Below are 24,414 nucleotides of genomic sequence, written 5' to 3' on the forward strand. Positions count from 1 at the left end.
TAAAATAAGGCTGAAATTGTGACCGATTATTGTCGGATTTGTAGAGATTTTATGTCAGCACCTAGGATATTTGTCCCTTTGATATCGTACCTCTTTTTTATTCGTGTGGCGAACAAAATGCTTTTCTCGGTGAAAAATCCCGCCAAATCGCCATTTTGAGAAAGAAAATGTGAAGAAAGCATGCCCACTAGTAAATTCATAATATATGAACAATTTAAATTTTTTAGTATACTTTAAATGGGGATATTTTTTCACTACATAACGACTGGGGGAACAAGCATGGGAGAACTTCAACCAAAATTGCAAACGGATTCAATCCAAAAACAGGAACGGACTGATAACTGGTTTGCCAGAGCAATGAATATAAGAATCGGCATTATTCCTCTTCCTATCTATATCCTGCTTTTCTTGCTTATTACGGTGTTTGTCATGAGCCGTGATGTAAAAAGCGACATTCTGACATCAATTGCCGTCATGAGTTTTTTCGGATTTACCTTCGGCCAGATCGGAAAATCCATTCCGATCGTGCGTTCCATCGGCGGCCCTGCGATTCTCGCAACCTTTATTCCATCCGCTGTCGTCTACTACCACTTGCTTCCGAAAGACATTATTACTTCAACAACAGAATTCACAGAAAGCTCCAACTTTCTCTATCTATTTATTGCTAGTATCGTCGTCGGCAGTATTCTCGGGATGAAAAGAGAGACGCTCGTCAAAGCTTTCGTCAAGATTTTTATTCCGCTGATCGCCGGCTCGATCGCGGCCGCCATCGTCGGCTTATGCGTCGGGATGCTGCTCGGACTCGGCTTTCAGCACACATTGCTTTATATTGTCGTTCCGATTATGGCGGGGGGTGTCGGTGAAGGCGCGATTCCTTTATCCATCGGCTACTCCGATATTATGCCGATGTCCCAGGGAGACGCCTTTGCGCTTGTGCTGCCGTCCATCATGCTCGGCAGCCTGTGCGCCATTATGTTATCGGGTTTGCTGAATGTCATCGGGAAACGCAAACCGGAATGGACGGGCAACGGGAAGGTTGATAAGTCTGATCATTCCGCTCCCGCATTGGAACAGCCGGCCAATGATAAAACGTTTGATTTGTCCTTTTTCGCTTCGGGCGGTATTTTAGCGGTTTCCCTCTATTTAGTCGGCATGCTGGCGCATGATTTCTTTCAGCTTCCGGCTCCTGTCGTGATGCTCGTCCTTGCCGTTCTCATTAAGCTGTTCAGGCTGGCGCCGGCTTCGATTGAAAACGGAGCCTTCGGCGTCTCGCGCTTTTTCTCGACAGCCGTGACCTATCCGCTCTTATTTGCGATCGGCGTTTCAATGACACCGTGGGACAAGCTGATTGCGGCATTTACGATCAGCAACATCATTACCATTTTATCAATCGTCGTCACGATGATGGCCGTCGGTTTTCTGACCGGAAAATGGCTGAATCTGTACCCGATTGAGACGGCGATTATTAATGCCTGCCATTCCGGCCAGGGCGGCACCGGCGACGTCGCGATCTTGAGCGCCGCTGAACGGCTTGAGCTTATGCCGTTCGCCCAAGTGTCGACCAGAATCGGCGGAGCGATTACCGTGAGTGTCACCCTTCTGCTGCTTCATCAATTCTATTAAACTGAAAAAAGCCTCCGCATATGCGGAGGCTCTGTTATTTCATCACATTTTGAATATAAGAGCCGAATGCCGCCCCGGACATGCCCGGCGACACACGGACGCGGTGAAGCCCGTAAAGCCCCTGATCTCTTGACGCCGCTCCCGGCTCCGTCGTGACCGCCATACGGTAGCCAGACGCGGCGGCGGCTTTTAATGTTTCCTTATTATATCGTCCGACAGGGTAGCTGATCATAGACGTCCGCTGCCCGAACATTTGATCAAATAAACGCTTAGAGTCCTTCATTTCACGTCGCTGCTGCTGCGGTGTGAGCCCGTTCAATTCGAGATGGTTCATCGTATGGCTCTGAATGGAAATGCCGTGGGCGGCCATCTCCTTCATCTGCTTCTCAGTCAGATGATTCTTATGCCCGATATAGTTTCCGATCATAAAGATTGTCGCTTTCATCTTGTATTTCTTTAAAATGGGATAGGCCGCTTTCACATTGTCGGTATAGCCGTCATCAAATGTGATAAGAACACATTTTTCACGCGGCTCCTTATCCTCCGTCAGCATCAGATAGGCCTCTTCAGGAGTCATCGTATAATAGCCGTGATCATGAAGCCACTTCATATGCTGCCGGAATTCTTCCTTCGGCACACGCAGGCTGTTTCCCTCAGAAATGCTGTGGTACATCAGAATCGGCAGTCTTGCCGTTCCTTTCGTTTGAACCCAGGCGGACGTATCCGGCTCTTTTTTGATTTGGCGCTTTACAGACTTTTTATCGTGGTGCGCTTCTGCCTTCGGAATGCTTTGTTCGGCGCTTGCCTCATGGCCCGAGCAGGCGGCAAGCGTAAACACGGCAGCCAAAAGGCACACGCACATGATCATGCGTTTCATCGTTTTCCTGCTTTCTGTCTTCTATTTACTTTTTATATCGGTTATGCGTCATAAATTGTTACACCAAAAAAGCCGGACATCCAGCTGTCCGGCTTTGCGTTATGAGCGGATTCTGATTTCTGTTTCACTGTCAAAAAAGTGAGCTTTATTCATGTCGAAAGCGACGGTCAATTCTTCACCGGCATGAATGTCATGGCGGGCGTCAATCCGGGCGATAAAATCCTGATCCCCGATCCGGGAATAAACCATAATTTCTGACCCGAGCAATTCCGCGACATTGATTTTAGCTGTGATGGATGAATTCTTATAGGATTCTACCACAATCAGCTCGTCATGTATGTCTTCCGGGCGGATGCCGAAGATAACATCTTTGCCGGCATACCCTTTTTCCCGGAGCATTTTCATTTTCCCTTCCGGCACGCTGAGAGCGGCTGAACCGATCTGAATGGCGCCGTCCGTCAGCTTTCCTTTGAAAAAGTTCATCGCTGGGGAGCCGATAAACCCGCCGACAAATACGTTTTCGGGATGTTCATACACGTCTTTCGGCGTGCCGATCTGCTGAATTTTTCCGTCCTTCATGACGACGATGCGTGTCGCCATCGTCAGTGCTTCTGTTTGGTCGTGCGTCACATAGATTGTGGTTGTTTGCAGCCTTTGATGCAGCTTAATTATTTCTGCCCGCATCTGCACCCGAAGCTTTGCGTCCAGATTTGACAGCGGCTCATCCATTAAAAACACTTTGGCGTCCCTGACAATCGCCCGGCCTAATGCAACCCGCTGCCGCTGCCCGCCGGAGAGCGCCTTCGGTTTGCGGTGCAGATACTCTGTGAGCCCCAGCATTTTCGCCGCTTCTTCGACCCGTTTTTTTATCTCAGGTTTCGGCATCTTCCTCAGCTTCAGACCGAAAGCGATATTATCATAGACCGTCATGTGCGGATATAACGCATAGTTTTGAAACACCATGGCGATATCCCTGTCTTTAGGAGCGATATCATTCACTCTCGTGTCACCGATATAGAAATCGCCCTTCGTAATGTCTTCCAGCCCGGCAACCATCCGCAATGTTGTCGACTTGCCGCACCCCGACGGACCGACAAACACGATAAACTCTTTATCTTGAATATGAAGGTTAAAATCATCGACAGCCGCTTCTTTTTGATCGTAATACTTATAAATATGCTCCAGCCGAAGTTCCGCCATGTCATCTCCCCCTTTTTTGTAAACGCTTTCTTTAATAGGATTGTAACAGCGTCAGACGGCGGCGGATATAGGCAATGTTCATAAAAAAAGTCCGCTGCCTTCGTGCACATTTCCCATTTAATGTGATTTTTCATACTGCAGACAAATGAAATAAGCCAGCAGGGCGCCCTGATATGTCTTAATATCAATACCCGAGCGTTCCGCAAATTTATCAATCCGATATTGAAGACTGTTGCGGTGCAAATGCAGTCTTTTCGATGTGAGCGACATGTTCGAGTTATGTTCAATAAAAGTCTGAATCGTATGCTTCAGCTCCGGTTCTTTCTGAAACAGCAGCACCGCTTCTTCGTGAAGCAAGGCTGAGAGCTTTTCTCTGCTTTCTTCCGTGAGCATGGCCGGAAATACCGTTTCCGCGGTCAGCGTGCTCAGCTGCGGGAGATAACGCCGGCCAATCTGACAATATTGCTGTTCTCTCCGATAATGAAGGCGCAGACGTTCTCCCGCGCCGTAATACCTTCCGATGAAAAAACGGACACTGAAATAAAAATCGCCTTCGAGAATCTTCACAAAAGATGCGATGTCATCCGAATCTGGCGCTTCCAGCTTTTCTTCCTCCACAATCACGCCCTGATCCCTTCCCGTCCGGACAACTGTATATGAAACCGGCCAGAAATGGCGCAGCGCTTCCGTAAATGCCCCCCAGTCCCGTTCTCCCAATAAGTCATAATGGATAAAACGGACACGCGGCTCTTTGACATCAGGCACCGGGCCTTCTTCCAGCAGAAAACGCCGCCACCTCTTTGCTGCCGCCGTCTCCGGAAAAAAATCGCCTTTCTCTTCAGCGGGCGTCAAAAGTGATTCCAGAAGCAGTTTCTCCTTCGGGGTGATATCCTCCTTCGGAATGGCGACATAGACCCGCCTTTTCTCATCATAAAAGCAAAAGACATCTTCCGCCGTACAGCACGTATCAGACAACACAGCCCTCGGGTAAATTGCCAATAACGGATTCATATGCGCTCCTCTCTATCGCTCGATCATATTTTCAGTATAAAACGTCCGGCCGATTGTATCCACTTCGTTTTAAGAAACAGCTTTCAGGCTATTTCCCGGGAAACGGATCATAACAGCTTCTGCCGGCATAAGAAAAAAAACCTCCGCGCAGGCAGAGGGATCCTTTTTATTTAGAGATATCGACGAAGCCTTCACCAAAGACGTCACGCACATCATGAACAATGACAAACGCTTTTGTATCACAGCTTTTAATAATTTTTTTGAGCATGGAAAGCTCTTGTTTCTGGATGACGATATATAAAATTTCCTTCGACTGCCCCGTGTAATTTCCTTTACCCGACAGCAGCGTAACCCCTCTGTCCATAAGCGTGTTGACCTGTTCGGCGATTTCGTGCTTATGCTCAGATATAATCGTCACCGCTTTTTTCGTATTCAGGCCTTCAATGATAAAGTCCATCACCTTCGTTCCGATGTACAGCATGACAATGGTAAACATCATTTTTTCTGCACCGATGATGAAATAAGAACTGAAGACGACAATCAGATCAAAGAACAAAAGCGCATAGCTGATATTCCAATCGAGATATTTGTTCGCAATCCTCGCCAAAATGGCAGAACCCGCAGTCGTGCCTCCGACTCGAATAATGATCCCGATTCCGACACCGGCAAACACACCCGCAAAAATAGTATTAATAATGAGTTCATGTGAAGGCGAGTGCCAATCATGCGTCAGATGCAGAAACAGTGAGTTGGCGACAACGGTAATGATCGTATAAAGCGTTGTTTTTCCGTCTAAAAATTTATATCCGATAATCAATAAGATCCCGTTCAAAATGATATTCGTCACCCCGGGCGACCATTCAAACACATAGTACAAGATCAGGGTGATTCCCGTTACCCCGCCCTCTCCAAGATCATTCGGAATGGCGAATAAATTAACGGCCAAAGCAAAGATAAAAGCCCCAATAATCAGCATCAGCACATCCAGCAATCTCTTTTTCATCCCAGACACTCCCTTTATATAAAATCAAAAAAGCCCGGGAGAGCACTCTTCATTAAAAGAGCAGAAACTCCCGGGCTTTTATCCCAACGTGTCACAGCAGGAACCTGCTGTGTGTTTTCTCTCGGTCCAGACCAATTCAGCATTGCGGAACCCTAGAAAACCACTGTTTTTTATGTTCAGTTTTTGTATATCTTTCAAGATTATACGGGAAATCACGAACATGTTCAACCACTCTTTTTTCAATAAACGTATAAAAAATATGAGCGATCTGCCGATACTAAAAAAGGTCCTTAAAATACGTGACTAAAAAATCATTAAAATACTTTTTTTCTCAAAATATCATTGACTATAGGTTATTTTACAGGCATTATAGTATGTAGTTTTCAAGAAATAGTTTACATGGGAGGAAATATTATGGCAGGCAACCTGGTGTCTTGTAAGGCATGCGGCAAAGAAACCGCTAAAGGCGTTAAAAAATGCCCAAACTGCGGTAAAGATCAGAGAAACTTTTTTATGAGACATAAAATTATCACATTGCTTCTGGCAGTAGTGGTTATTATCATTCTCGTAAACATCGGCGGCGGAGGCGGATCTTCATCATCTAAAACCGCGTCTTCAAAAGCTGCGGAATCCAAGGAAAAACTGTATAACATCGGTGACACTGTTAAGACTGAAAAAACAGAAGTTACTGTTACGAAAGTGGAAAAAAGAGATTCAGTAGGCTCTCAATTTGTCGAGAAAAAAGCGTCTGACGGCGGCGTTATCGTAGCTGTTCAATACACAGTTAAAAATGTTTCAAACAAGCCGTTAAGCTCTTTCTCCATTCCAAGAGCGAAATTAGTAGATTCTAAAGGAACATCCTATGATTCAGATATTGATGCTTCTTCAAGCTATGCAACAGAAACAAAAGTAGACAACAGTAAAATTTTAAGTGACTTGAACCCGAACATTAAAGTTACTGACGTAAAAGCTTTTGAAGTTGATAAAAACGCATACTCTAAAGGCACTTGGAAATTAAAGTTCAGCAACGATGTTGAAGTGAAAATTAAATAATGACCGTAATAAAAGAGACCTTCACCATTTGAAGGTCTCTTTCTTTTTACACCTTTTGGTACCCGTTCACATTGGAGGACTGCCACTTCCAAGAGTCGGCGCACATTTCTTCAAGCCCGCGCTTTGCTTCCCAGCCTAATTCAGCCTTCGCTTTTGCCGGGTCTGCGAAGCATGCGGCGATGTCTCCCGGGCGCCGGTCGGCAAAACGGTACGGCACTTCTTTTCCAGATACTTTTTCAAACGCCTTGACCATCTCAAGAACGCTGTAGCCTCTTCCCGTGCCGAGATTATAGGCATCCGCGCCTGTTGTGTTCAGCACCTTCTCAAGCGCTCTGACGTGGCCCTCGGCAAGATCAACGACATGGATGTAATCCCGCACGCCGGTGCCGTCCTTTGTCGGATAATCATTGCCGAACACCTGCAATTGCTCAAGCTTGCCGACAGCGACTTGGGCGACGTACGGCATTAAATTATTCGGGATGCCGTTCGGGTCTTCTCCGATCCGGCCGCTCGGGTGCGCGCCGAACGGATTAAAGTAGCGGAGCAGCGCAATGCTCCATTCAGAGTCCGCTTTATGCAGATCGCGTAAAATCTGTTCCAGCATCAGCTTTGTCTGCCCGTAAGGATTGGTCGCGCTTAATGGAAAATCCTCAGTGATCGGCGTTGTTTCCGGAACGCCGTAAACCGTCGCTGAAGAACTGAAAACGATTTTTTTCACACCGTGTGCCTGCATGGCTTCACATAAAATAAACGTCCCCGTCAGATTATTATGATAATAACGGAGCGGAACAGCCACAGACTCACCGACCGCTTTTAATCCCGCAAAATGAATGACGGCTTCAATCTCATTTTCAGCAAACACCCGGTGAACGGCGTCACGGTCAAGGAGATCCGCCTCATAAAACACAAGCCCTTTTCCGGTAATGTCTTTCACACGCTCCAATGCTTCCGGTGAACTATTTGACAGATTATCCAGAACCACGATGTCATAGCCGCCGTTTAACAGCTCGACACATGTGTGGCTTCCGATATAACCCGCTCCGCCTGTCACTAAAATCGCCATGAAGAAAGCCTCCCCTATTGAATGAATTGACCATATTATATCGGTTTTTTCTTCCTCAATCATCCATTTCCAAAAAGTTTAATCGTTTAGTCATCGTTTCTTCATAATTTGTTTTCATTCGCGTAAAACACAGAGCCTTCGATTCAAACCGGTTGCGAAATAGAAATCCCTCCCCCGCGCATGGTAAGATAAGACAAAGGAGATGACGGTATGAAAAATGAAATCATTGAACGCTTTACCTCTTATGTAAAAGTCGATACACAGTCTGACGAAAACAATGAAAACTGCCCTTCAACCCCCGGCCAGCTGACATTGGCCAACATGCTGGCAGATGAATTAAAGTCGATCGGCATGACAGAAATCACAGTCGATGACAATGGGTACGTCATGGCGACTCTGCCGGCGAATACGGATAAAGACGTGCCGACTGTCGGTTTTCTGGCTCACGTGGACACCGCGACCGATTTTACCGGAAAAAATGTGAATCCTCAGATTATTGAAAGCTACGACGGACATGATATCGTTTTGAATGACAAACTCAATGTCGTCCTGTCGCCTGAGCAATTCCCGGAGCTCTCCCGCTATAAAGGCCAGACGCTGATCACAACAGACGGCACGACGCTGCTCGGAGCCGACAACAAAGCGGGCATTGCCGAAATCATGACGGCAATGGCGTACTTGATCAAACATCCGGACATCAAACACGGAACGATTCGGGTCGCGTTCACGCCCGATGAAGAAATCGGCAGAGGCCCTCACAAATTCGATGTCGGCCGCTTCAACGCCGCATTCGCCTACACGATAGACGGAGGCCCCCTCGGCGAACTGCAATATGAAAGCTTTAACGCAGCCGCCGCAAAGCTGACTTGTTACGGAAAAAGCGTCCACCCGGGAACGGCGAAAAACAAAATGGTCAACGCTTCAAAAATCGCGATGGAATTTCATCACGCGCTGCCGAAAGAAGAAGCGCCGGAATATACGGAAGGGTATGAAGGCTTCTATCATTTACTTTCCATGAACGGAGACGTTTCTGAAGCCGCCCTGTCGTACATCATCAGAGACTTTGACAGAGACCGCTTTGCAGAACGAAAAGAATATATGCAGAAAACCGCCGATGCGCTGGCGGCCAAATACGGCAACGAAAGCATCAAGCTTGAACTGCGTGATCAATATTACAACATGAGAGAAAAAATCGAACCGGTCAAAGAGATAGTCGATGTCGCCTATCAAGCCATGAAAAACCTCGACATCGAACCGATTATCGAACCGATCCGGGGCGGAACCGACGGATCACAGCTCTCTTACATGGGGCTGCCGACACCGAACATTTTCACGGGCGGCCAAAACTTCCACGGAAAATATGAATACATTTCCGTCGATCATATGGAAAAGGCGGTAAACGTCATTGTTGAAATCGCCAGGCTCTTTGAAGAGCGCGCTTAAAACCAAAGCCCCCTGCTTTGGTTTTTTTCTTTCACATGAAACCTTTCCTTCTTTCTTTCCGTATATAAGGTATGAAATGGAAAGAAGGAGTGAAGACTATGGCAAGAGGGACTGTAGCGAAAGAATTGAAAAATACCTTAAAAGACCCGCGTGTTCTGGAGACGAAATCAAACCCTTTTAAAAAGCTGCGGAAAATGTTCAAACGATTTTTTTAAGATAACATCTCGTTTTCTTTAAAAAAATAAAGAAAGCGCTGTCATCCTGCAGTCATCTGTTAGAAGCAGTTATTTTGCATATTATAAGATTTTTTAGGGTACTGAATAACACAGGGCAAACGAAAACAACGAAGTAGTTAATTTGATGCTTACAAAAAATAGTGAAAAAGTTATATAAACGATTATCATTCATCAGCCGATACAATCTATAGAACCACAACAAGAGCAAAACATCTTCAACCCATAGTCATTTTTACGGAAAATGACGTTATTTTTTAAAAAAGTGACAATTGTTTGAATACTTTTCGTTTGTTTTTTCGTACAATAATAATACCAAAACTTTTTTTGGGAGGTATGTAAAATGATGCTACTTATTTTTGCTGCTTTGACAGGGTATCTTGTTTTCTCTTTCAGTAAGGACAACCGCCGGAAAACGCCAAAGACAAGCCCGCTGGTGACAGCTGCCGACACGAATAACATCATTGATTTAAATGCGATCCGTCAAAAACGCCGGATGCCGCTATCATAAAAACGACAGCTGCCGCAAAATCGGCAGCCTTTTTTTATGCACCCGGCCGATATGAAACCATCCGCCTCCTTTTTTCGTACAACATTAAAAAGGAGTTTTTTTATGTACCATTTTTACATCAAAGAGCGAATGTTTACGTTTAAAAATCGTTTTCAAGTGTTTCTTGAAAGCGGAAAAGAAGTCTACAATGTTGAAGGAAAGCTGTTTTCATTCGGTGATGAACTGAAGCTGACTGATTTGGACGGCCGCACGCTCGCCAGCGTCAATCAGAAACTGATGTCGCTCGTTCCCCGTTACGAGATTTCCGTCAGCGGCAAACCCATCTGTCAAGTCATCAAGAAAGTCACGCTTTTCAAACCGAAATTTGAAATTTCCGGACTCGGCTGGGATCTTACCGGCGATGTGTGGGGCCGGAATTTTCAAGTGACAGACGGAAAATCAAACCGGATGACTGTCACCAAATCATGGATGAGCTGGGGCGATTCCTATCATTTGCAGATTGAAAAGGAAGAGGATATCGTTCTTTGTCTCGCGATCGCCATTGTGATAGATATGATTCTATTTGAGGGTGACAAATAAAAATATTTATCGAAATATATTGACAATATGAGAAAACATACTAAGATTAATAGTAATACAGTTTATTCTGAAAAATAGCATATTTCCTTATCAAGAGAGGTGGAGGGACTGGCCCTATGATACCCGGCAACCGCTGTTCAGCAGAATGGTGCTAAATCCTGAAGATAAGGTTGAGATTTGCGGACGCAAGCTCTTCCCTATCCGAGGGAAGAGTTTTTTTATATTTCATCAGGAAAGAAGGAATCGTTCATGTCACAGCAAAACACAGAACAACCATTGCATACGCTTCTAAGAAAAAACCCGCCGTTTCGCGCGGATCAGGTCGGAAGTCTGCTGCGGCCGGCGGCTGTGAAGCAAGCCCGCCTGCAAAGAGCGGCGGGTGAGATTTCGGCAGAACAGCTGCGCGAAATCGAAAACAAAGAAATCATCCGCAGTGTGAAAAAGCAGAAAGAAACCGGCCTCAATGTCGTGACTGACGGCGAATTCCGCCGTGCCTGGTGGCATTTTGATTTTCTCGAAAATTTAGACGGCGTCGAAGCGTTTACGCCTGAAAGCGGCATTCAGTTTCACAACGTACAGACGAAAGCGCGCGGCATTAAAGTAACGGGAGACATTGATTTTTCTCAGCATCCGATGCTCGAAGATTATAAATTCCTGCACAGCATTGCCGGCGATGCTGTTCCGAAAATGACCATCCCAAGTCCGAATATGCTGTTTTTCCGCGGAAAATTAGAAAAAGCGTCCTACCAGAATGATTACAAACAATTTCAGCACGATGTGTCAAAAGCGTATAAAAAAGCGATTCAAGCTTTCTATGACGCCGGGTGCCGCTACCTTCAGCTCGATGACACCGCATGGGCCGTTTTCTTATCAGAAGCGGGGCTTCGTCAGATTGAAGCTTTCGGCACGACGCCGGATGAGCTGCGCAAGCTGTTTGCCGCTTCCATTAATGACGCCATCAAGGATCGCCCTGACGATCTGAAGGTTACGATGCATATCTGCCGCGGCAACTTCCAATCCACATGGACGGCTGAAGGCGGCTATGATGCAGCGGCTGAAACGATTTTTGACGGGCTTGATCTTGACGGATTGTTCCTGGAATATGATGATTCCCGCTCAGGCGGCTTCGAACCGCTCCGTTATGTCAAACGCTCTGATCTTCAGCTTGTGCTTGGTTTGATTACGTCGAAACACGGCGAACTTGAAGACAAGGACGCGATTAAACGCCGGATTGAAGAAGCTTCACAATATGTCAGCCTGGACCAGCTTTGCCTCAGCCCGCAATGCGGATTCGCCTCCACTGAGGAAGGAAACCTGATCACAGAAGAACAGCAATGGGCGAAACTGCGCCATGTCGTCAACATTGCCGGTGAAGTCTGGAAATAAAAAAAAGACACGCGATTAGCGTGTCTTTTCCGTTTTACAGCGGATCGGTTCCGATTAAAATATCGATATCTATCGTGACAGCAGCCTCTTTCCGGCTGATAAACCGCCGGATGCTGTCATCAGTACATTTCCATGTTAAGGGCGTCATTTTCACAAGCCGCTCGAGGTCAGGCTGCGATAAGGTCTTTGTGTAACACAGCCGTTTACGCTCAAAGGTTTGGAAGCCCGCTTGGAATCGTCCGGCCGCAGAATCGGCGGTGTCATTCCGCCGAGGGCTGTCTCCGAAGAAGAATTCCCTTACTTCCTTCAAATAATCACGCCGCGGCACCGCTTTAATGACTGTGCCGCCCTTTCGTAAAAGCCTGCTGCATTCCTTGTAATTCCAAGGTGATAAAACAGACATTACGACATCAAAACGGCTGTCGGCAAACGGCGCATCCGCCACATCAGCGACGGCAAAAACCATATGATTCCCGAAGGCCTTTGCGGCATGCAGCACACCTTCTTTCGAGAGATCAATGCCGATTCCCGTCACGGAAAAAGCAGGCTGAAGCCATTTGCATACGGCGGCTAAATGAGACCCTTCTCCGCACCCCGCATCCAATATCGCCGCTGATGTTTGCGGAGATTGAATATGGGTGATGATGGCGGCGATCTCCTTTTGAACCGGCCCAAAAAATTCCCGGCTGTCAAAAAGCTCGCGTCTCGCTTCGAACAGCTGCCTGTCATAGCGGGTTTTGACCGATTTATTGAGGAAATTCACATATCCTTGTTTTGATATATCAAATGTATGCCCCTGTCCGCAAATCAAGCTTCGGTATTGTGAGACCGCCATGGCCGACCGGCATAGCGGACACCTGAACACGGACTGGCATGATTGCAGTAATTCCGCGCGTATTCTTTTTATAGACGTCAAAAAAACACCTCATTCATTCGTTATTCCGATGAAATGAAAAAGGCATAGACAAATAAACCTTACCGAATTGGAAGGTTTAACCTATTCATCTATACCTCTCATTATCTGTAACGAATGAACTGGATGATCACGAAAATGACCCCTTTTCTGCCGTCTTTTGAAGGCTGTGCCCTCAGATCCATTTTATCAGCTGGATCCCGTCTTTACAATGAATCGGAACGGTTTTCAGGGGTTTTTTATACCTTTATTATCCAATTACTTATGAACATCCTTTATTTTCTTTATTTATAATATAAATTTATTATTTTGAAAATATCTAAAAAGGTTGATTTTCAAAAATTGAAACGATAAAATACTGCTATCTCATGTAATATCGTTATTCTTGTATATGATCAGTAATATGGTCTGATTGTTTCTACCTAGTGCCGTAAAAGACTAGACTACAAGAAAGTTTGCATAAATTTGAACGAGTGAAAAGCATATGACGCTGTCTATTCTTTTCTTTTGGCTCTTATTTATCACACTTTCTGACTTTCAGGAATTTGTGACGAATAAGAGCTTTTTTTATTTCCATAATACCCTTATAGGAGTTGCTCACATGTACTTTTTATTGAACATTGTCGGTCTCATTGTTGTCATGGCTGTTGTTTTCTTATGCTCTCCCAACAAGAAGAAGATTAAATGGCGTCCGATTGTCATGCTCCTCGTCTTTGAGTTTCTGATTACTTGGTTTATGTTAGGGACAAAAGTCGGCGGCTTTGTCATCGGGAAGATCGGCGCGTTCTTTACATGGCTGATTTCCTGCGCCAGTCAAGGGATTGCGTTCGCTTTTCCGTCTGTCATGGCCAATCCGACGGTTGATTTTTTCTTCAGCGCATTGCTGCCGATTATCTTCGTCGTGACCTTCTTTGATATGCTGTCGTATTTCGGTATTCTGCCGTGGCTCATTGATAAAATCGGCTGGCTGATTTCTAAAATATCCCGTCTGCCGAAGCTGGAGAGCTTTTTCTCCATCCAGATGATGTTTTTAGGAAATACGGAAGCTTTAGCCGTCATCCGCCAGCAGCTTGCCGCCGTCAGCAACAATCGGCTTTTGACATTCGGGCTGATGAGCATGAGCAGCATCAGCGGCTCGATCATCGGATCATACTTGACGATGGTTCCGTCCACTTATGTGTTTACAGCCATCCCGCTGAATTGCTTAAACGCGCTTTTAATCGCCAATATGCTGAATCCCGTGGACGTTTCTAAAGAGGATGATATTATTTATGTTCCTTCAAAAGCGGAGAAAAAAGACTTCTTCTCCACGATTTCTAACAGTATGCTTGTCGGCATGAACATGGTCATTGTCATTTTAGCGATGGTAATCGGCTATGTGGCGTTAACGGCCGCGTTAAACGGCGTACTCGGGCTGTTCATGCACGGGTTGACCATTCAAAAGATTTTCTCATACATCTTCAGTCCGTTTGCCTTCCTTCTCGGATTAGGCGTACATGACGCGATGTATGTCGCACAGCTGATGGGCATCAAGCTCGCGACGAATGAATTTGTGGCAATGGCCGATCTGAAAGGGCAGCTGAATTCACTTCCGCCGCACACGATTGCCGTGGCTACAACATTCCTGACATCATTCGCAAACTTCAGCACCATCGGTATGATCTACGGATCTTATCAATCTCTGCTTGATGGTGAAAAATCAGCCATCATCGGAAAAAACGTCTGGAAGCTGCTTGTCAGCGGAATTGCCGTTTCCTTATTGAGCGCGGCGATTGTCGGATTGTTTGTCTGGTAATAGAAAAAGCGATACCGCTCCGTTTTGGAGTGATATCGCTTTTTTTTATTGATAGACGGATGCAGGCACGAAAACGTCCCGGATTCCTGCCGCGTACGGCCCGAGATCATATTGTCCGAACACAACGGCAATGCCGTTTTTCGTAAAGAAGAAAGGTCTTTCATTATTCAGGATGATCTCCTGTTTTTTAACGTCCTGATCGAACAGATCGTCATGTTTCTTGATGTAGCCGTAAAGATAGTCTCTCGTTTTGTTAGCTTTCGTTTTTGTATTCAGCACATTATCGAGTGTGACCCGTTTTTTTGCGGCCAGGTCGTAATTAAAGGTCTGAACGGATGTCAGCCCGTGTGCGCCGCCTGTGTAACTGTAGTCTTCCGTCTGAATGCTGAGCTTGCCGTCTTGATTATACTTCAACTTGAAATCTGTTTGGTATTCCGCTTTGTAGCCTTGTTTCTCACCGTCTTTTTTGTTTTTCACATATTCTTGGTACGATTGTTCAATATAGCGTTTGAAGTCCTGATTGATTTTCTTTTCAAAAGATGCGTTTCCCGTATTTGCGACCTCGGGGTACGTCAGCTGTTTTACATGCTTATACGTATGGCTTTTGACAACGGGCTTTGCGGTTTGCGCGGCCTCGGCTGAAGGCGCGAAACCTCCGAACGGCGCGGCTGTCAGCACGGTTAAGAGCACGGCCGCCATCATTTTGAATGCCTTTTTCATCACAACTCCTCCTTTTCATTACCGTTCCCTTTTTGAAAACGGGTTACACTCTATAGACAGCGCAGATCAGTAAATTGTTTCTGGGCCTTCTTTCACATTTTCTCCATGAAAAAAAGAGACATGGAAAATCCACGCCTCTTTTACCGTGAAGGTCTTTGCGCAATGGCTTCATAAACGGCTTCCGCCAAATCGGAGTTGCCGAACATCTCCAAAACGCCGATAACGGTTTGATCAGGAATCGGTTCTGATTCCTCCTTCGGCACGACAAGCTCTTCAGCCGTTTTTCGCAGCTCTTCGTTTAAAGGCTGTCCGGGATAAGCCTTGCTGTAAATGGCCATCGGATCAAGGTCATGATTGACGCACCATTGGGCAAACACCAAAATCATCATGTTTTCGTCACGCCGATAATATTCTTCAAGTTGTTTTTCGGTAAACGGCTTCACTATCATTCGCTCCTCCAGAAAATCTACCCCTAAGATACACAAACACAGAGCGGAAGTAAACCAAAGATCATTTCACCATCAGTCAGAACCCTTTAAATAATGCAATGCCCTGACTCTCTAAAACTGTTGTCTGAATGTCCCGGACAGCGGAAGATACGGATTTGCACGGAAGCCATTTTCGTTTTCTCCCAATATTAATGCTTCGTTCAGATATTTCACTTTCACAAGAAAAAAGCGCCCCTCTCATAAAAGGCGCTTTTTCATTCTTATATGTTTCTGTCCCAATGCCGGTGCTCAGCCACGGCGTTCAGAAATTGTTCATGGTTTCCGTCCGGAACAAGGCCGGGGCCGTTTTCGGTTCCGGCGGCGAGGGCGAGAAGTTCTTTTCCTTCACCGGAGGCGCCGATCGCTTTGTAATGGCTGAAAGCTTCGCTGACGAAGTCTCTGGCCGATTTTTGGGCTTTGAGGCTGTCTGTGCTTTGTTTTCCGCCCGGAATGAAAACAGCGTCGTACAGGACGGAATCCGCTGTCAGGAAAGTGGCTGACGCTTCGAGCTCCGTGCCGTTTTCCCCCTTGACGGTTCCCAGCGCGGGGCTGATGATATCGGCTCTGACTCCCGCCTGTTTGCATGCGTCAAGCACTTGTTTGACTTTCTCATCAGAAAACCCGTGGTCGGTTAAAACCGCGACCTGCCTTGTCGCTGCCGTCTTCACCGTGTTTTCCTGGCTTAAGGCCGGGGAAGTGAACGTTTCATCAGATTCACGGTCCTTCGGCGGCGGGTTCACGCCGATTCCTTTCGCAACACGCTCGGCAAGCCCGGCGTCGACGTGACTGAAGACATCAACCACCTGCTGCTGCACGTCCTTGCTGTTCACTTTTCCGACTTCAAAACAGAAAGCGGAGATGATATGTTCTTTCTCGGCGGGAGACATGCTGTTCCAGAACATCTTGGCCTGAGAAAAATAGTCATTGAAGCTCTCGCTGCGCTGGCGGATTTTTCTGCCTTCTACTTTTTCCTGGTAATGAACGTATCCGCCTTCTTCTTCTGAAGCCGGCGACGGATCATTGTTCTGCAGGGAATTTTTATGATAGGCGACGGGACCCTTATTAATCGTCATCCGGTGGTAGCCGTCGTATTGGTTGTTATGGAACGGGCAGACCGGCCGGTTGATCGGAATCTCGTGAAAATTCGGCCCGCCAAGACGGATGAGCTGTGTATCCGTATAAGAGAAAAGCCGGCCTTGAAGAAGCGGATCATTGGTGAAATCAATGCCCGGCACGACATTTCCCGGGTGAAAGGCGACCTGTTCCGTTTCCGCAAAGACATTGTCCTGATTGCGGTCAAGGGTCATTTTTCCGATCAGCTTGACGGGAACCAACTCCTCCGGCCACAGCTTCGTCGGATCAAGGATATCGAAATCAAACTTAAATTCATCTTCTTCGTCAATCATCTGAACACCGAGCTCATACTCGACTTTGCCGCCGTTTTCAATCGTTTCCCACAGGTCGCGGCGGTTGAAATCGGCATCTTTCCCGGCAATTTTCTGCGCTTCATCCCATACGAGGGAATGAACGCCGAGCACGGGTTTCCAGTGGAATTTTACAAAGCGCGCTTTTCCTTTCTCGTTGATGAAACGGAACGTATGCACGCCGAAGCCCTCCATCATCCGATAGCTTCGCGGGATGCCGCGGTCAGACATCGTCCACATGACCATGTGAGCCGACTCAGGGTTATTAGCGACAAAATCCCAGAACGTATCATGAGCCGTCGCAGCCTGCGGCATTTCATTGTGCGGTTCCGGTTTTATGGCGTGAACGAGATCCGGGAATTTGATCGCGTCCTGAATGAAGAACACCGGAATATTGTTTCCGACGAGGTCATAGTTCCCTTCTTCAGTATAAAACTTCGTCGCAAATCCCCTGGCGTCACGGACGGTGTCGGCTGACCCCTTGGAACCCGCCACTGTTGAGAAACGGACGAAAACAGGCGTTTTGACGGACGGGTCTTGCAAAAATTTCGCCCGTGTATATTCCGTCATCGGTTCGTACACCTGAAAATGCCCATGAACGCCGTACCCGCGCGCATGAACGACCCGTTCCGGAATCCGCTCGTGGTCAAAGTGCGTCATTTTTTCACGAAAATGAAAATCCTCCATCAGCGTGGGGCCGCGGACGCCCGCTTTTAAAGAATGTTCATCCTCAGACACGCGAAGCCCCTGATTGGTCGTCATTTTTTTGCCGCTGTTATCAGACCGGTACTGCTCCAGCTGTTCGTCCTTTGAGTGTTCATTTACTCGTTTGTTTTGATCATCACTCATGTCAGTTCCCCCTTTTAAAACGAAACATTCTACAGCACATTTACCCGCGGCGTTCTTCATATAAACTGCTGATCCGCTCATTAGGATTTTAGGTCTGTATTTACATATGCGGTCATACACATTTTGAAATAAGCCATTTTCACAGAAATAAATTGTGAAAGCGCTTACCAATACAGCTGTTGAACAGGGGAGGTCATATCGTGCTTGCCATACTCGGTTTTGTGATGATGATTGTCTTTATGTATCTTATTATGTCTAATCGGCTTTCCGCTCTTATTGCTTTGATTGTCGTTCCTGTTGTGTTTGCCCTGATCAGCGGATTTGGCAAAGATCTCGGCGAGATGATGATTCAAGGCGTTACAGACCTCGCTCCTACCGGGATTATGCTGTTATTCGCCATCCTGTATTTCGGCATTATGATTGACTCAGGTCTGTTTGATCCCCTCATTGCCAAAATTCTATCGCTTGTCAAAGGGGATCCGTTAAAAATCGCCATCGGCACGGCGGTTCTGACGATGACCATTTCGCTGGACGGAGATGGGACAACAACGTATATGATTACGATTGCGGCAATGCTGCCCCTTTACAAACGGCTCGGCATGAACCGTTTGGTGCTGGCGGGGATCGCGATGCTCGGTTCAGGAGTCATGAATATTATTCCGTGGGGCGGGCCGACGGCGAGGGTTTTGGCTTCCTTGAAATTGGACACGTCGGAAGTCTTTACGCCGCTGATTCCCGCTATGATTGCCGGCGTTCTCTGGGTGATCGCCGTTGCTTATCTCCTCGGAAAAAAAGAACGGAAGCGGCTCGGTGTCATTTCAATTGAACACGCGCCGTCCTCTGATCCGGAGGCGGCGCCGCTGAAGCGTCCCGCTCTCCAATGGTTCAACCTGATGCTCACTGTCGCCCTGATGGCCGCGCTGATCACCAGCCTGCTTCCCATCCCTGTTCTTTTTATGATCGCGTTCGCCATCGCCTTGATGATCAACTATCCAAATGTCAAAGAGCAGCAGAAACGGATTTCAGCGCATGCGGGTAATGCGTTAAACGTTGTCTCAATGGTGTTTGCGGCAGGCATATTCACAGGCATTCTCTCCGGCACAAAAATGGTGGATGCGATGGCGCATTCTCTCGTTTCCCTCATCCCTGATGCCATGGGCCCGCATCTGCCGTTGATCACTGCGATTGCCAGCATGCCTTTCACCTTTTTCATGTCAAATGACGCCTTTTACTTCGGTGTGCTTCCCATCATCGCCGAAGCCGCTTCCGCTTACGGAATAGACGCCGCTGAAATCGGAAGAGCCTCCTTGCTGGGCCAGCCGGTGCATCTGCTCAGCCCGCTTGTGCCATCCACCTATCTATTGGTCGGAATGGCGGGCGTCAGCTTTGGCGATCATCAAAAATTCACCATCAAATGGGCCGTGGGGACAACGATTGTGATGACGATTGCGGCGCTTTTGATTGGGATTATTTCGTTTTAATTAAAAAAGGATTTCCGCCAGCGGAAATCCTTTTCTGTACATTATTTTTTTGTATAGCGCACCCAGTCATAATGAGCGTATAGCGGATTTACACCATTGTAGGAACCGAGCCAGTCATCGACACCTATCCCATTCCACAAGTTCATCATGATCTTTCCCGGGTTTGTCGGGATTTGGCTTGTCGCAGTATGTTTTAATTGCCCATCGACATACCATTTAATAGAGTTTGGCTGCCAATCGAACGCATACGTATGATAGGCATTGGCCGCGTCAAATCCGAGATCCGCAACCTTCTCATGGTTTCCCGCGCCATTTGTATAATAGTTAAATTGAACCTTTGTCGTGTCTTTTCCTAAAAATTCGATATCAATCTCATCCCAAGGAGTGCCATCCGTTGGACCTGTATAAGTGAAGAACGATGAAACGATCCCCGTGTTTTTAGCCGGTTTCATTCTGACTTCATAAAGTCCATAGCCATAGGTTTGAACGGAGCGGTTCTCCCCGCAGTCAAACTTGTTATAAGACGGGCTTGTCAGCGCCAAACGCATTTCACCTGATGACGTCATTGATACATTATTTGCACGCCACGTGCAGTTGAACATATCTCCATTGGAATAACCATTTGCTTTTTGCCATAATCCGGAGTTATAGCTGTTAAAAGGTTCAAAAAACGATCCGCCTGTTTGAGCTGATGCAGTAGAAGTGATCGCACACAAACTCAAAAACAATCCAGTGACAAGAAGCAGCAGCACTCGTTTCATACGATAAAACATGTCGGCATTCCCCTTTCTTTGAAAGCGATTTCTTTATTGATCATACATGATTCTGTTAAAAGGGGACATCGGTCAGAATAATGATAATAATGAATCTTAAAAAAACCTAAATTACCATCAGCACAAACAGAAATGATCAGCGCTCATTGTAATTTAGGTTTTGCCTGCTTATCAGTAACAATCCTAACAAGATCATATGTGAATGAAGAAAAAAATGCCAACGCTTTCATTATGCTTATTTGACTACCCTTTCTATGTGAATCGTTAAATACAGCAGCTCGTCACTGGTGAGCTTGTGTTCATACGCCCTCTCAATGCATGTTTGGATTTTCTTCGTGCATTCATACGCCCGATGGTACTTTTCTTTCACTGTCTCCAGCAAAAAATCGTCCTGGCTTTCCATATGTGTGCCGTTAAAAAGACGCTGCGCGAAAAACTTTAAGTGGGTGACAAACCGATAATAGTGAAGTGATTCCTCGTTGAAGTCAATCTTAAAATGGTATTTTACGATTCTCAAAATCTCTTGCATGACTTTTGTAATGTTGATGATATTGGGCATCTCTTCATTCAGCTCGGCATTGACAATATGCAGCGCAATAAAGCCTGCTTCATCCTCCGGCAGAGACACGCCAGTCTTGTTTTTTACCATGGCCAACGCTTGTTTGCCGATTGCAAATTCGTCTTTGTACAGCCGTTTCGTTTCCCACAGTAAGGCGTTTTTGATATCCAGCCCTTTCTTATTGCGCTGGATCGCAAAGTTAATATGGTCGGTCAGCGACACATAGATGCTGTCATTGAGCTTTTTGCCGAGCTGTAATTTCGCATAGCTGATAATCTCTTCGGATACTTCCATACATTCGATCGGGATATCATACAAAAGGGTTTTGAACTTTTCGGATACATCTTTGTTATCGAGCGTGAACACTTTCTCAATGCGGGCTTCATCTACCGGGTCTCCCGTTTTCTTTTGAAAAGCAATGCCCCGGCCCATGATGACCAATTCCTGATTGCCTTCTTTGAGCACACTGACGACATTATTATTAATGACTTTCGCAATCTTCAATTCTGTCTCCCTCCCGCCTGACCATTTACCTGCTACACCTTGATTTTACATCCTTTTTGAACTAGGTCAATATCTCCAGGTCAATCAGAAAACGCCGTTCAGAAATCATTGTCCAACGATGAGGCAGCGGCGCATATAATGCAGAGAACCGGTTTTTGGGAAGGAGCGTGTGTGATGAAACGGTTTTCGAAAGAAGAAAGCAGCTGGATGCTGTATGATTGGGCCAATTCAGCTTACTCGGTCATTATTATGACGGCGGTATTCCCCTTGTTTTTTAAAGCCGCGGCGACGGAAAACGGTGTCAGCGCGGCTGATTCTACCGCTTATTTGGGCTATACGATTGCCGCCGCGACTTTTATTTTGGCGATGCTCGGCCCCGTCTTAGGAACGATTGCCGACTACAAAGGATGCAAGAAACGGTTTTTTGCCTTCTTTTTTCTGATCGGTGTGGCGGGCACCGCCGCGCTGGCTTTGATTCCCGGCGAATCTTGGATGCTGTTATTAATTTGTTATACGATTTCCACGATCGGCTTTGCCGGGTCTAATGTGTTTTATGATGCGTTTCTCGTTGATGTGGCCGCAAAGGAGCGGATGAATATGGTGTCCGCCAGAGGGTTTGGGCTGGGCTATATCGGCAGTACGATCCCTTTTCTCCTCAGCATTGCCGTGATTCTTTCAGCTCAAGCGGAGGTGATTCCGCTGTCCGCCCAGGCTGCCGGCCGCATTGCCTTTTTGATTACGGCGGCATGGTGGGGGCTGTTTTCGATCCCGCTCCTTCTCCGCGTCCGCCAGCGCTATTATATCGAGAGGGAGCCGCGGCTTGTACTCAGCAGTTTTATACGGCTGGCCGGCACGCTGAAGCAGATCAGGAAGCACCGGGCGCTGTTTTTGTTTCTGCTCGCCTATTTCTTCTATATCGACGGGGTCGGCACCATCATTACGATGTCCACGTCATACGGGGCTGACCTCGGCATCAGCGCGGCAAATCTGCTGATTGTTTTATTTGTCACTCAGGTCGTCGCCGCGCCTTTTTCGATTTTGTACGGACGGCTGGCCGAACGGTTTAAAGGAAAAACGATGCTTTATGCCGGAATCGGCGTGTATATGATTGTCTGCACGTATGCTTATTTTATGGATTCCGCTTTTGATTTCTGGGTTTTGGCTATGCTTGTCGCCACTTCCCAAGGCGGTATTCAGGCGCTGAGCCGCTCTTACTTTGCAAAGCTTGTCCCCAAACAGAACGCCAATGAGTTTTTCGGCTTTTATAATATCTTCGGCAAGTTCGCTTCGATTATCGGCCCTCTTTTGATTGCCGTCACCGCCCAGCTGACCGGGAATTCGTCAGCCGCCGTGTTCAGCCTGATCATTTTGTTTGTAATCGGGATTGGCATCCTTGCGTTTGTCCCCGAGGAGACGGCGTAAAAAAGCCTGCGCGCGGCAGGCTTTTTTTTATTTCTTGGCTTTATGGACTTTCAGTTTTTTGCCTTTGACCGTCGTATTTTTCATGATGTCAAGAACGTGCGGGCCTTTGCCGTTCAGAATTTCGACGTACGATGCGTTGTCCAGAATCGTGATAATCCCGATATCATCGGCTGAAACGCCGTCGATTTTCGCAATCGTTCCGACAAAATCGACCGCTCTGAGTTTTTTCTTTTTCCCGCCGTTAAAGTACAGCTTCATGATGTCTTTGTTTAACTGTTCGCTTTTGTCTGTTTTGACATCGGGGCGGGCGTTCAGTTTTTCCGCAAAAGCCGCTTTCCGTTCCGCTGTTTCTTTTTCTGACGGTGCTTCCCGCTTTTGGATGCGGAAACCGATATATTTCTCAATGTCATTCAGAAACCGCGCTTCAAACGGCGTCACAAACGTGATGGCCCGGCCGCGGTGTCCGGCGCGCCCCGTTCGGCCGGTGCGGTGCACATAGCTTTCTTTTTCAAGCGGAATATCATAATTGATGACGAGGCTGATGTTTTCGATATCAATTCCTCTGGCGGCAACATCGGTCGCAACGAGATAGCGGAACTCGCCGCGCTTGAACTCATTCATGACGTCAAAGCGGTCTTCCTGCACCATGCCGCCGTGAATTTTATCGCAAGGATAGCCCAGCCTGTCCAGCTCATCGGTTAACTGGATGACTCTTTCTTTTGTCCGGCAGAATATGATGCAGCTGTCCGGATTTTCGGTGATCAGGACATCACGCAGCAATGATGATTTATCCTCTTCTGCTGTTCCGGTGACAAAATGCTCAATATCTTTTGTCGTCAGGCCTTCCGCTTTTACTTCAATCAATTCAGGGTCTTTCATATATGTGCGGCTCAGCTTCTCGACGTCGTCCGGCAGCGTCGCTGAAAACAGCATGGTGACTCTGTTTTTCGGCAGATACTGAATGATGGCTTCCACCTGTTCAATAAATCCCATATTCAGCATTTCATCCGCTTCGTCAATCACCACATACGCCAGCCGTTCGAGCGGCAGCGTCCCTTTTTCTATATGATCAAGCACACGCCCCGGCGTTCCGGCAACGACGTGGCTTTTTTGCTTCAATTCGGTTTTCTGTTTGTCAAAAGAAGCTTTTCCGAAAACCGCCGTGGCTTTTATCCGTTTGAAACGGCCGATATTCGTGATATCTTCTTTAATCTGCGCCGCAAGCTCGCGGGTCGGCGTTAAAATCAGCGCCTGCGGTTTGTTTTCCTCCCATTCCGCAAGCTCGCAGATCGGAATGCCGAAAGCTGCGGTTTTGCCGCTGCCCGTCTGCGATTTGACGACGAGGTCTTTTTTTTGCAGCGCGGCGGGGATGACGCGCCGCTGCACTTCAGTCGGCTCGGTGTATTGCAAGCCATTCAGCGCCCGTCGGATCTCGGGGCTGATCGCATATTCATTAAACTCATTCATGACTAAACTCCTTCTCTGTCCGGCTCCCCTCATTATA

21 protein-coding genes and 3 riboswitches are annotated in these 24,414 nt (G+C 46.9%); of the genes, 9 read left to right on the top strand and 12 right to left on the bottom strand.

Features of this window, described 5'->3' with window-relative positions; translation table 11 throughout:
* Positions 1–279: 279 nt before the first annotated feature.
* Positions 280–1,623 (top strand): 2-hydroxycarboxylate transporter family protein, encoded by a 1,344-nt coding sequence (locus NYE68_RS20605; RefSeq protein ID WP_060673837.1) that lies wholly within the window; start codon positions 280–282, stop codon positions 1,621–1,623.
* Positions 1,624–1,657: 34 nt separating this feature from the next.
* On the opposite strand, the gene NYE68_RS20610 is transcribed toward NYE68_RS20605, so the two are convergent.
* The 4 genes from NYE68_RS20610 to NYE68_RS20625 all read right to left on the bottom strand — a co-directional run bounded on the left by NYE68_RS20610 (position 1,658) and on the right by NYE68_RS20625 (position 5,714).
* A complete protein-coding gene (locus tag NYE68_RS20610; RefSeq protein ID WP_061890894.1) occupies positions 1,658–2,500 on the bottom strand; it encodes a polysaccharide deacetylase family protein in 843 nt (280 codons plus the stop codon).
* Positions 2,501–2,599: 99 nt separating this feature from the next.
* The gene (gene ugpC, locus NYE68_RS20615; protein WP_015240852.1) at positions 2,600–3,700 is read right to left on the bottom strand and encodes a sn-glycerol-3-phosphate ABC transporter ATP-binding protein UgpC; all 1,101 of its coding nucleotides are present in this window, start codon (positions 3,698–3,700) and stop codon (positions 2,600–2,602) included.
* A gap of 117 nt (positions 3,701–3,817) precedes the next feature.
* Positions 3,818–4,711 (bottom strand): helix-turn-helix domain-containing protein, encoded by an 894-nt coding sequence (locus NYE68_RS20620; protein ID WP_015418522.1) that lies wholly within the window; start codon positions 4,709–4,711, stop codon positions 3,818–3,820.
* A gap of 166 nt (positions 4,712–4,877) precedes the next feature.
* Positions 4,878–5,714 (bottom strand): YitT family protein, encoded by an 837-nt coding sequence (locus NYE68_RS20625; RefSeq protein ID WP_003150818.1) that lies wholly within the window; start codon positions 5,712–5,714, stop codon positions 4,878–4,880.
* A gap of 65 nt (positions 5,715–5,779) precedes the next feature.
* Positions 5,780–5,881, bottom strand: a riboswitch (guanidine-I (ykkC/yxkD leader).
* Between the two features lie 346 nt (positions 5,882–6,227).
* Between NYE68_RS20625 and NYE68_RS20630 the strand changes: the two genes are divergently transcribed.
* A complete protein-coding gene (locus tag NYE68_RS20630) occupies positions 6,228–6,767 on the top strand; it encodes a DUF4352 domain-containing protein (protein WP_119834765.1) in 540 nt (179 codons plus the stop codon).
* Positions 6,768–6,813: 46 nt separating this feature from the next.
* On the opposite strand, the gene galE is transcribed toward NYE68_RS20630, so the two are convergent.
* The gene (gene galE / locus NYE68_RS20635; protein ID WP_061861672.1) at positions 6,814–7,830 is read right to left on the bottom strand and encodes a UDP-glucose 4-epimerase GalE; all 1,017 of its coding nucleotides are present in this window, start codon (positions 7,828–7,830) and stop codon (positions 6,814–6,816) included.
* A gap of 210 nt (positions 7,831–8,040) precedes the next feature.
* Here galE and pepT point away from each other — a divergent pair, with 210 nt between their 5' ends.
* The 4 genes from pepT to NYE68_RS20655 all read left to right on the top strand — a co-directional run bounded on the left by pepT (position 8,041) and on the right by NYE68_RS20655 (position 11,982).
* Positions 8,041–9,273: a peptidase T gene (gene pepT, locus NYE68_RS20640; RefSeq protein WP_007407770.1), complete on the top strand. Its 1,233-nt coding sequence runs from the start codon at positions 8,041–8,043 to the stop codon at positions 9,271–9,273.
* Positions 9,274–9,849: 576 nt separating this feature from the next.
* Positions 9,850–10,017: a hypothetical protein gene (locus NYE68_RS20645; RefSeq protein WP_003150808.1), complete on the top strand. Its 168-nt coding sequence runs from the start codon at positions 9,850–9,852 to the stop codon at positions 10,015–10,017.
* Between the two features lie 102 nt (positions 10,018–10,119).
* Positions 10,120–10,596, top strand: a complete 477-nt coding sequence (locus tag NYE68_RS20650; RefSeq protein WP_053573923.1) for an LURP-one-related family protein — start codon at positions 10,120–10,122, stop codon at positions 10,594–10,596.
* 84 nt (positions 10,597–10,680) lie between these two features.
* Positions 10,681–10,767: riboswitch (SAM riboswitch) on the top strand.
* A gap of 78 nt (positions 10,768–10,845) precedes the next feature.
* Positions 10,846–11,982, top strand: a complete 1,137-nt coding sequence (locus tag NYE68_RS20655) for a 5-methyltetrahydropteroyltriglutamate--homocysteine S-methyltransferase (RefSeq protein WP_015418525.1) — start codon at positions 10,846–10,848, stop codon at positions 11,980–11,982.
* A gap of 34 nt (positions 11,983–12,016) precedes the next feature.
* On the opposite strand, the gene NYE68_RS20660 is transcribed toward NYE68_RS20655, so the two are convergent.
* A complete protein-coding gene (locus tag NYE68_RS20660) occupies positions 12,017–12,898 on the bottom strand; it encodes a methyltransferase domain-containing protein (protein WP_324636217.1) in 882 nt (293 codons plus the stop codon).
* 362 nt (positions 12,899–13,260) lie between these two features.
* Positions 13,261–13,361, top strand: a riboswitch (purine riboswitch).
* Between the two features lie 135 nt (positions 13,362–13,496).
* Here NYE68_RS20660 and NYE68_RS20665 point away from each other — a divergent pair.
* Positions 13,497–14,690: a NupC/NupG family nucleoside CNT transporter gene (locus tag NYE68_RS20665; RefSeq protein WP_007407776.1), complete on the top strand. Its 1,194-nt coding sequence runs from the start codon at positions 13,497–13,499 to the stop codon at positions 14,688–14,690.
* A gap of 45 nt (positions 14,691–14,735) precedes the next feature.
* Here NYE68_RS20665 and NYE68_RS20670 read toward each other — a convergent pair whose 3' ends face one another.
* The 3 genes from NYE68_RS20670 to NYE68_RS20680 all read right to left on the bottom strand — a co-directional run bounded on the left by NYE68_RS20670 (position 14,736) and on the right by NYE68_RS20680 (position 18,171).
* The gene (locus NYE68_RS20670) at positions 14,736–15,410 is read right to left on the bottom strand and encodes a DUF3298 and DUF4163 domain-containing protein (RefSeq protein WP_324636216.1); all 675 of its coding nucleotides are present in this window, start codon (positions 15,408–15,410) and stop codon (positions 14,736–14,738) included.
* 140 nt (positions 15,411–15,550) lie between these two features.
* Complete coding sequence (locus NYE68_RS20675) at positions 15,551–15,859, bottom strand: hypothetical protein (RefSeq protein WP_015418528.1); 309 nt, start codon at positions 15,857–15,859, stop codon at positions 15,551–15,553.
* Between the two features lie 260 nt (positions 15,860–16,119).
* Entirely contained in the window at positions 16,120–18,171 is a 2,052-nt protein-coding gene (locus tag NYE68_RS20680) for a catalase (protein WP_032867874.1), read from the bottom strand.
* Positions 18,172–18,371: 200 nt separating this feature from the next.
* On the opposite strand from NYE68_RS20680, the gene citH reads away from it, so the two are divergent.
* A complete protein-coding gene (gene citH, locus NYE68_RS20685) occupies positions 18,372–19,652 on the top strand; it encodes a citrate transporter CitH (protein ID WP_007407781.1) in 1,281 nt (426 codons plus the stop codon).
* 41 nt (positions 19,653–19,693) lie between these two features.
* On the opposite strand, the gene NYE68_RS20690 is transcribed toward citH, so the two are convergent.
* Positions 19,694–20,425 carry a glycoside hydrolase family 16 protein gene (locus NYE68_RS20690; RefSeq protein WP_007407782.1) on the bottom strand — a complete coding sequence of 244 codons (732 nt, stop codon included), beginning with the start codon at positions 20,423–20,425 and terminating at the stop codon, positions 19,694–19,696.
* Positions 20,426–20,660: 235 nt separating this feature from the next.
* Positions 20,661–21,488 carry a PRD domain-containing protein gene (locus NYE68_RS20695; RefSeq protein ID WP_032867875.1) on the bottom strand — a complete coding sequence of 276 codons (828 nt, stop codon included), beginning with the start codon at positions 21,486–21,488 and terminating at the stop codon, positions 20,661–20,663.
* Between the two features lie 171 nt (positions 21,489–21,659).
* Between NYE68_RS20695 and NYE68_RS20700 the strand changes: the two genes are divergently transcribed.
* Positions 21,660–22,910, top strand: coding sequence for an MFS transporter (locus NYE68_RS20700; protein WP_324636215.1), 1,251 nt, complete (start codon positions 21,660–21,662; stop codon positions 22,908–22,910).
* Between the two features lie 27 nt (positions 22,911–22,937).
* On the opposite strand, the gene NYE68_RS20705 is transcribed toward NYE68_RS20700, so the two are convergent.
* Positions 22,938–24,377 (bottom strand): DEAD/DEAH box helicase, encoded by a 1,440-nt coding sequence (locus NYE68_RS20705; protein ID WP_324636214.1) that lies wholly within the window; start codon positions 24,375–24,377, stop codon positions 22,938–22,940.
* Between the last annotated feature and the right edge of the window lie 37 nt (positions 24,378–24,414).

This window comes from Bacillus sp. FSL R5-0447, assembly GCF_038606125.1.
Taxonomy (GTDB): Bacteria; Bacillota; Bacilli; order Bacillales; family Bacillaceae; genus Bacillus; species Bacillus velezensis.

What these genes read in the sequence shown, in the direction of transcription:
- NYE68_RS20605 (WP_060673837.1), top strand. Translation starts at nt 280, where the DNA reads ATGGGAGAACTTCAACCAAAATTGCAAACGGATTCAATCCAAAAACAG.
- NYE68_RS20610 (WP_061890894.1), bottom strand. Translation starts at nt 2,500, where the DNA reads ATGAAACGCATGATCATGTGCGTGTGCCTTTTGGCTGCCGTGTTTACG.
- ugpC (WP_015240852.1), bottom strand. Translation starts at nt 3,700, where the DNA reads ATGGCGGAACTTCGGCTGGAGCATATTTATAAGTATTACGATCAAAAA.
- NYE68_RS20620 (WP_015418522.1), bottom strand. Translation starts at nt 4,711, where the DNA reads ATGAATCCGTTATTGGCAATTTACCCGAGGGCTGTGTTGTCTGATACG.
- NYE68_RS20625 (WP_003150818.1), bottom strand. Translation starts at nt 5,714, where the DNA reads ATGAAAAAGAGATTGCTGGATGTGCTGATGCTGATTATTGGGGCTTTT.
- NYE68_RS20630 (WP_119834765.1), top strand. Translation starts at nt 6,228, where the DNA reads ATGAGACATAAAATTATCACATTGCTTCTGGCAGTAGTGGTTATTATC.
- galE (WP_061861672.1), bottom strand. Translation starts at nt 7,830, where the DNA reads ATGGCGATTTTAGTGACAGGCGGAGCGGGTTATATCGGAAGCCACACA.
- pepT (WP_007407770.1), top strand. Translation starts at nt 8,041, where the DNA reads ATGAAAAATGAAATCATTGAACGCTTTACCTCTTATGTAAAAGTCGAT.
- NYE68_RS20645 (WP_003150808.1), top strand. Translation starts at nt 9,850, where the DNA reads ATGATGCTACTTATTTTTGCTGCTTTGACAGGGTATCTTGTTTTCTCT.
- NYE68_RS20650 (WP_053573923.1), top strand. Translation starts at nt 10,120, where the DNA reads ATGTACCATTTTTACATCAAAGAGCGAATGTTTACGTTTAAAAATCGT.
- NYE68_RS20655 (WP_015418525.1), top strand. Translation starts at nt 10,846, where the DNA reads ATGTCACAGCAAAACACAGAACAACCATTGCATACGCTTCTAAGAAAA.
- NYE68_RS20665 (WP_007407776.1), top strand. Translation starts at nt 13,497, where the DNA reads ATGTACTTTTTATTGAACATTGTCGGTCTCATTGTTGTCATGGCTGTT.
- NYE68_RS20670 (WP_324636216.1), bottom strand. Translation starts at nt 15,410, where the DNA reads ATGAAAAAGGCATTCAAAATGATGGCGGCCGTGCTCTTAACCGTGCTG.
- NYE68_RS20675 (WP_015418528.1), bottom strand. Translation starts at nt 15,859, where the DNA reads ATGATAGTGAAGCCGTTTACCGAAAAACAACTTGAAGAATATTATCGG.
- NYE68_RS20680 (WP_032867874.1), bottom strand. Translation starts at nt 18,171, where the DNA reads ATGAGTGATGATCAAAACAAACGAGTAAATGAACACTCAAAGGACGAA.
- NYE68_RS20690 (WP_007407782.1), bottom strand. Translation starts at nt 20,425, where the DNA reads ATGTTTTATCGTATGAAACGAGTGCTGCTGCTTCTTGTCACTGGATTG.
- NYE68_RS20705 (WP_324636214.1), bottom strand. Translation starts at nt 24,377, where the DNA reads ATGAATGAGTTTAATGAATATGCGATCAGCCCCGAGATCCGACGGGCG.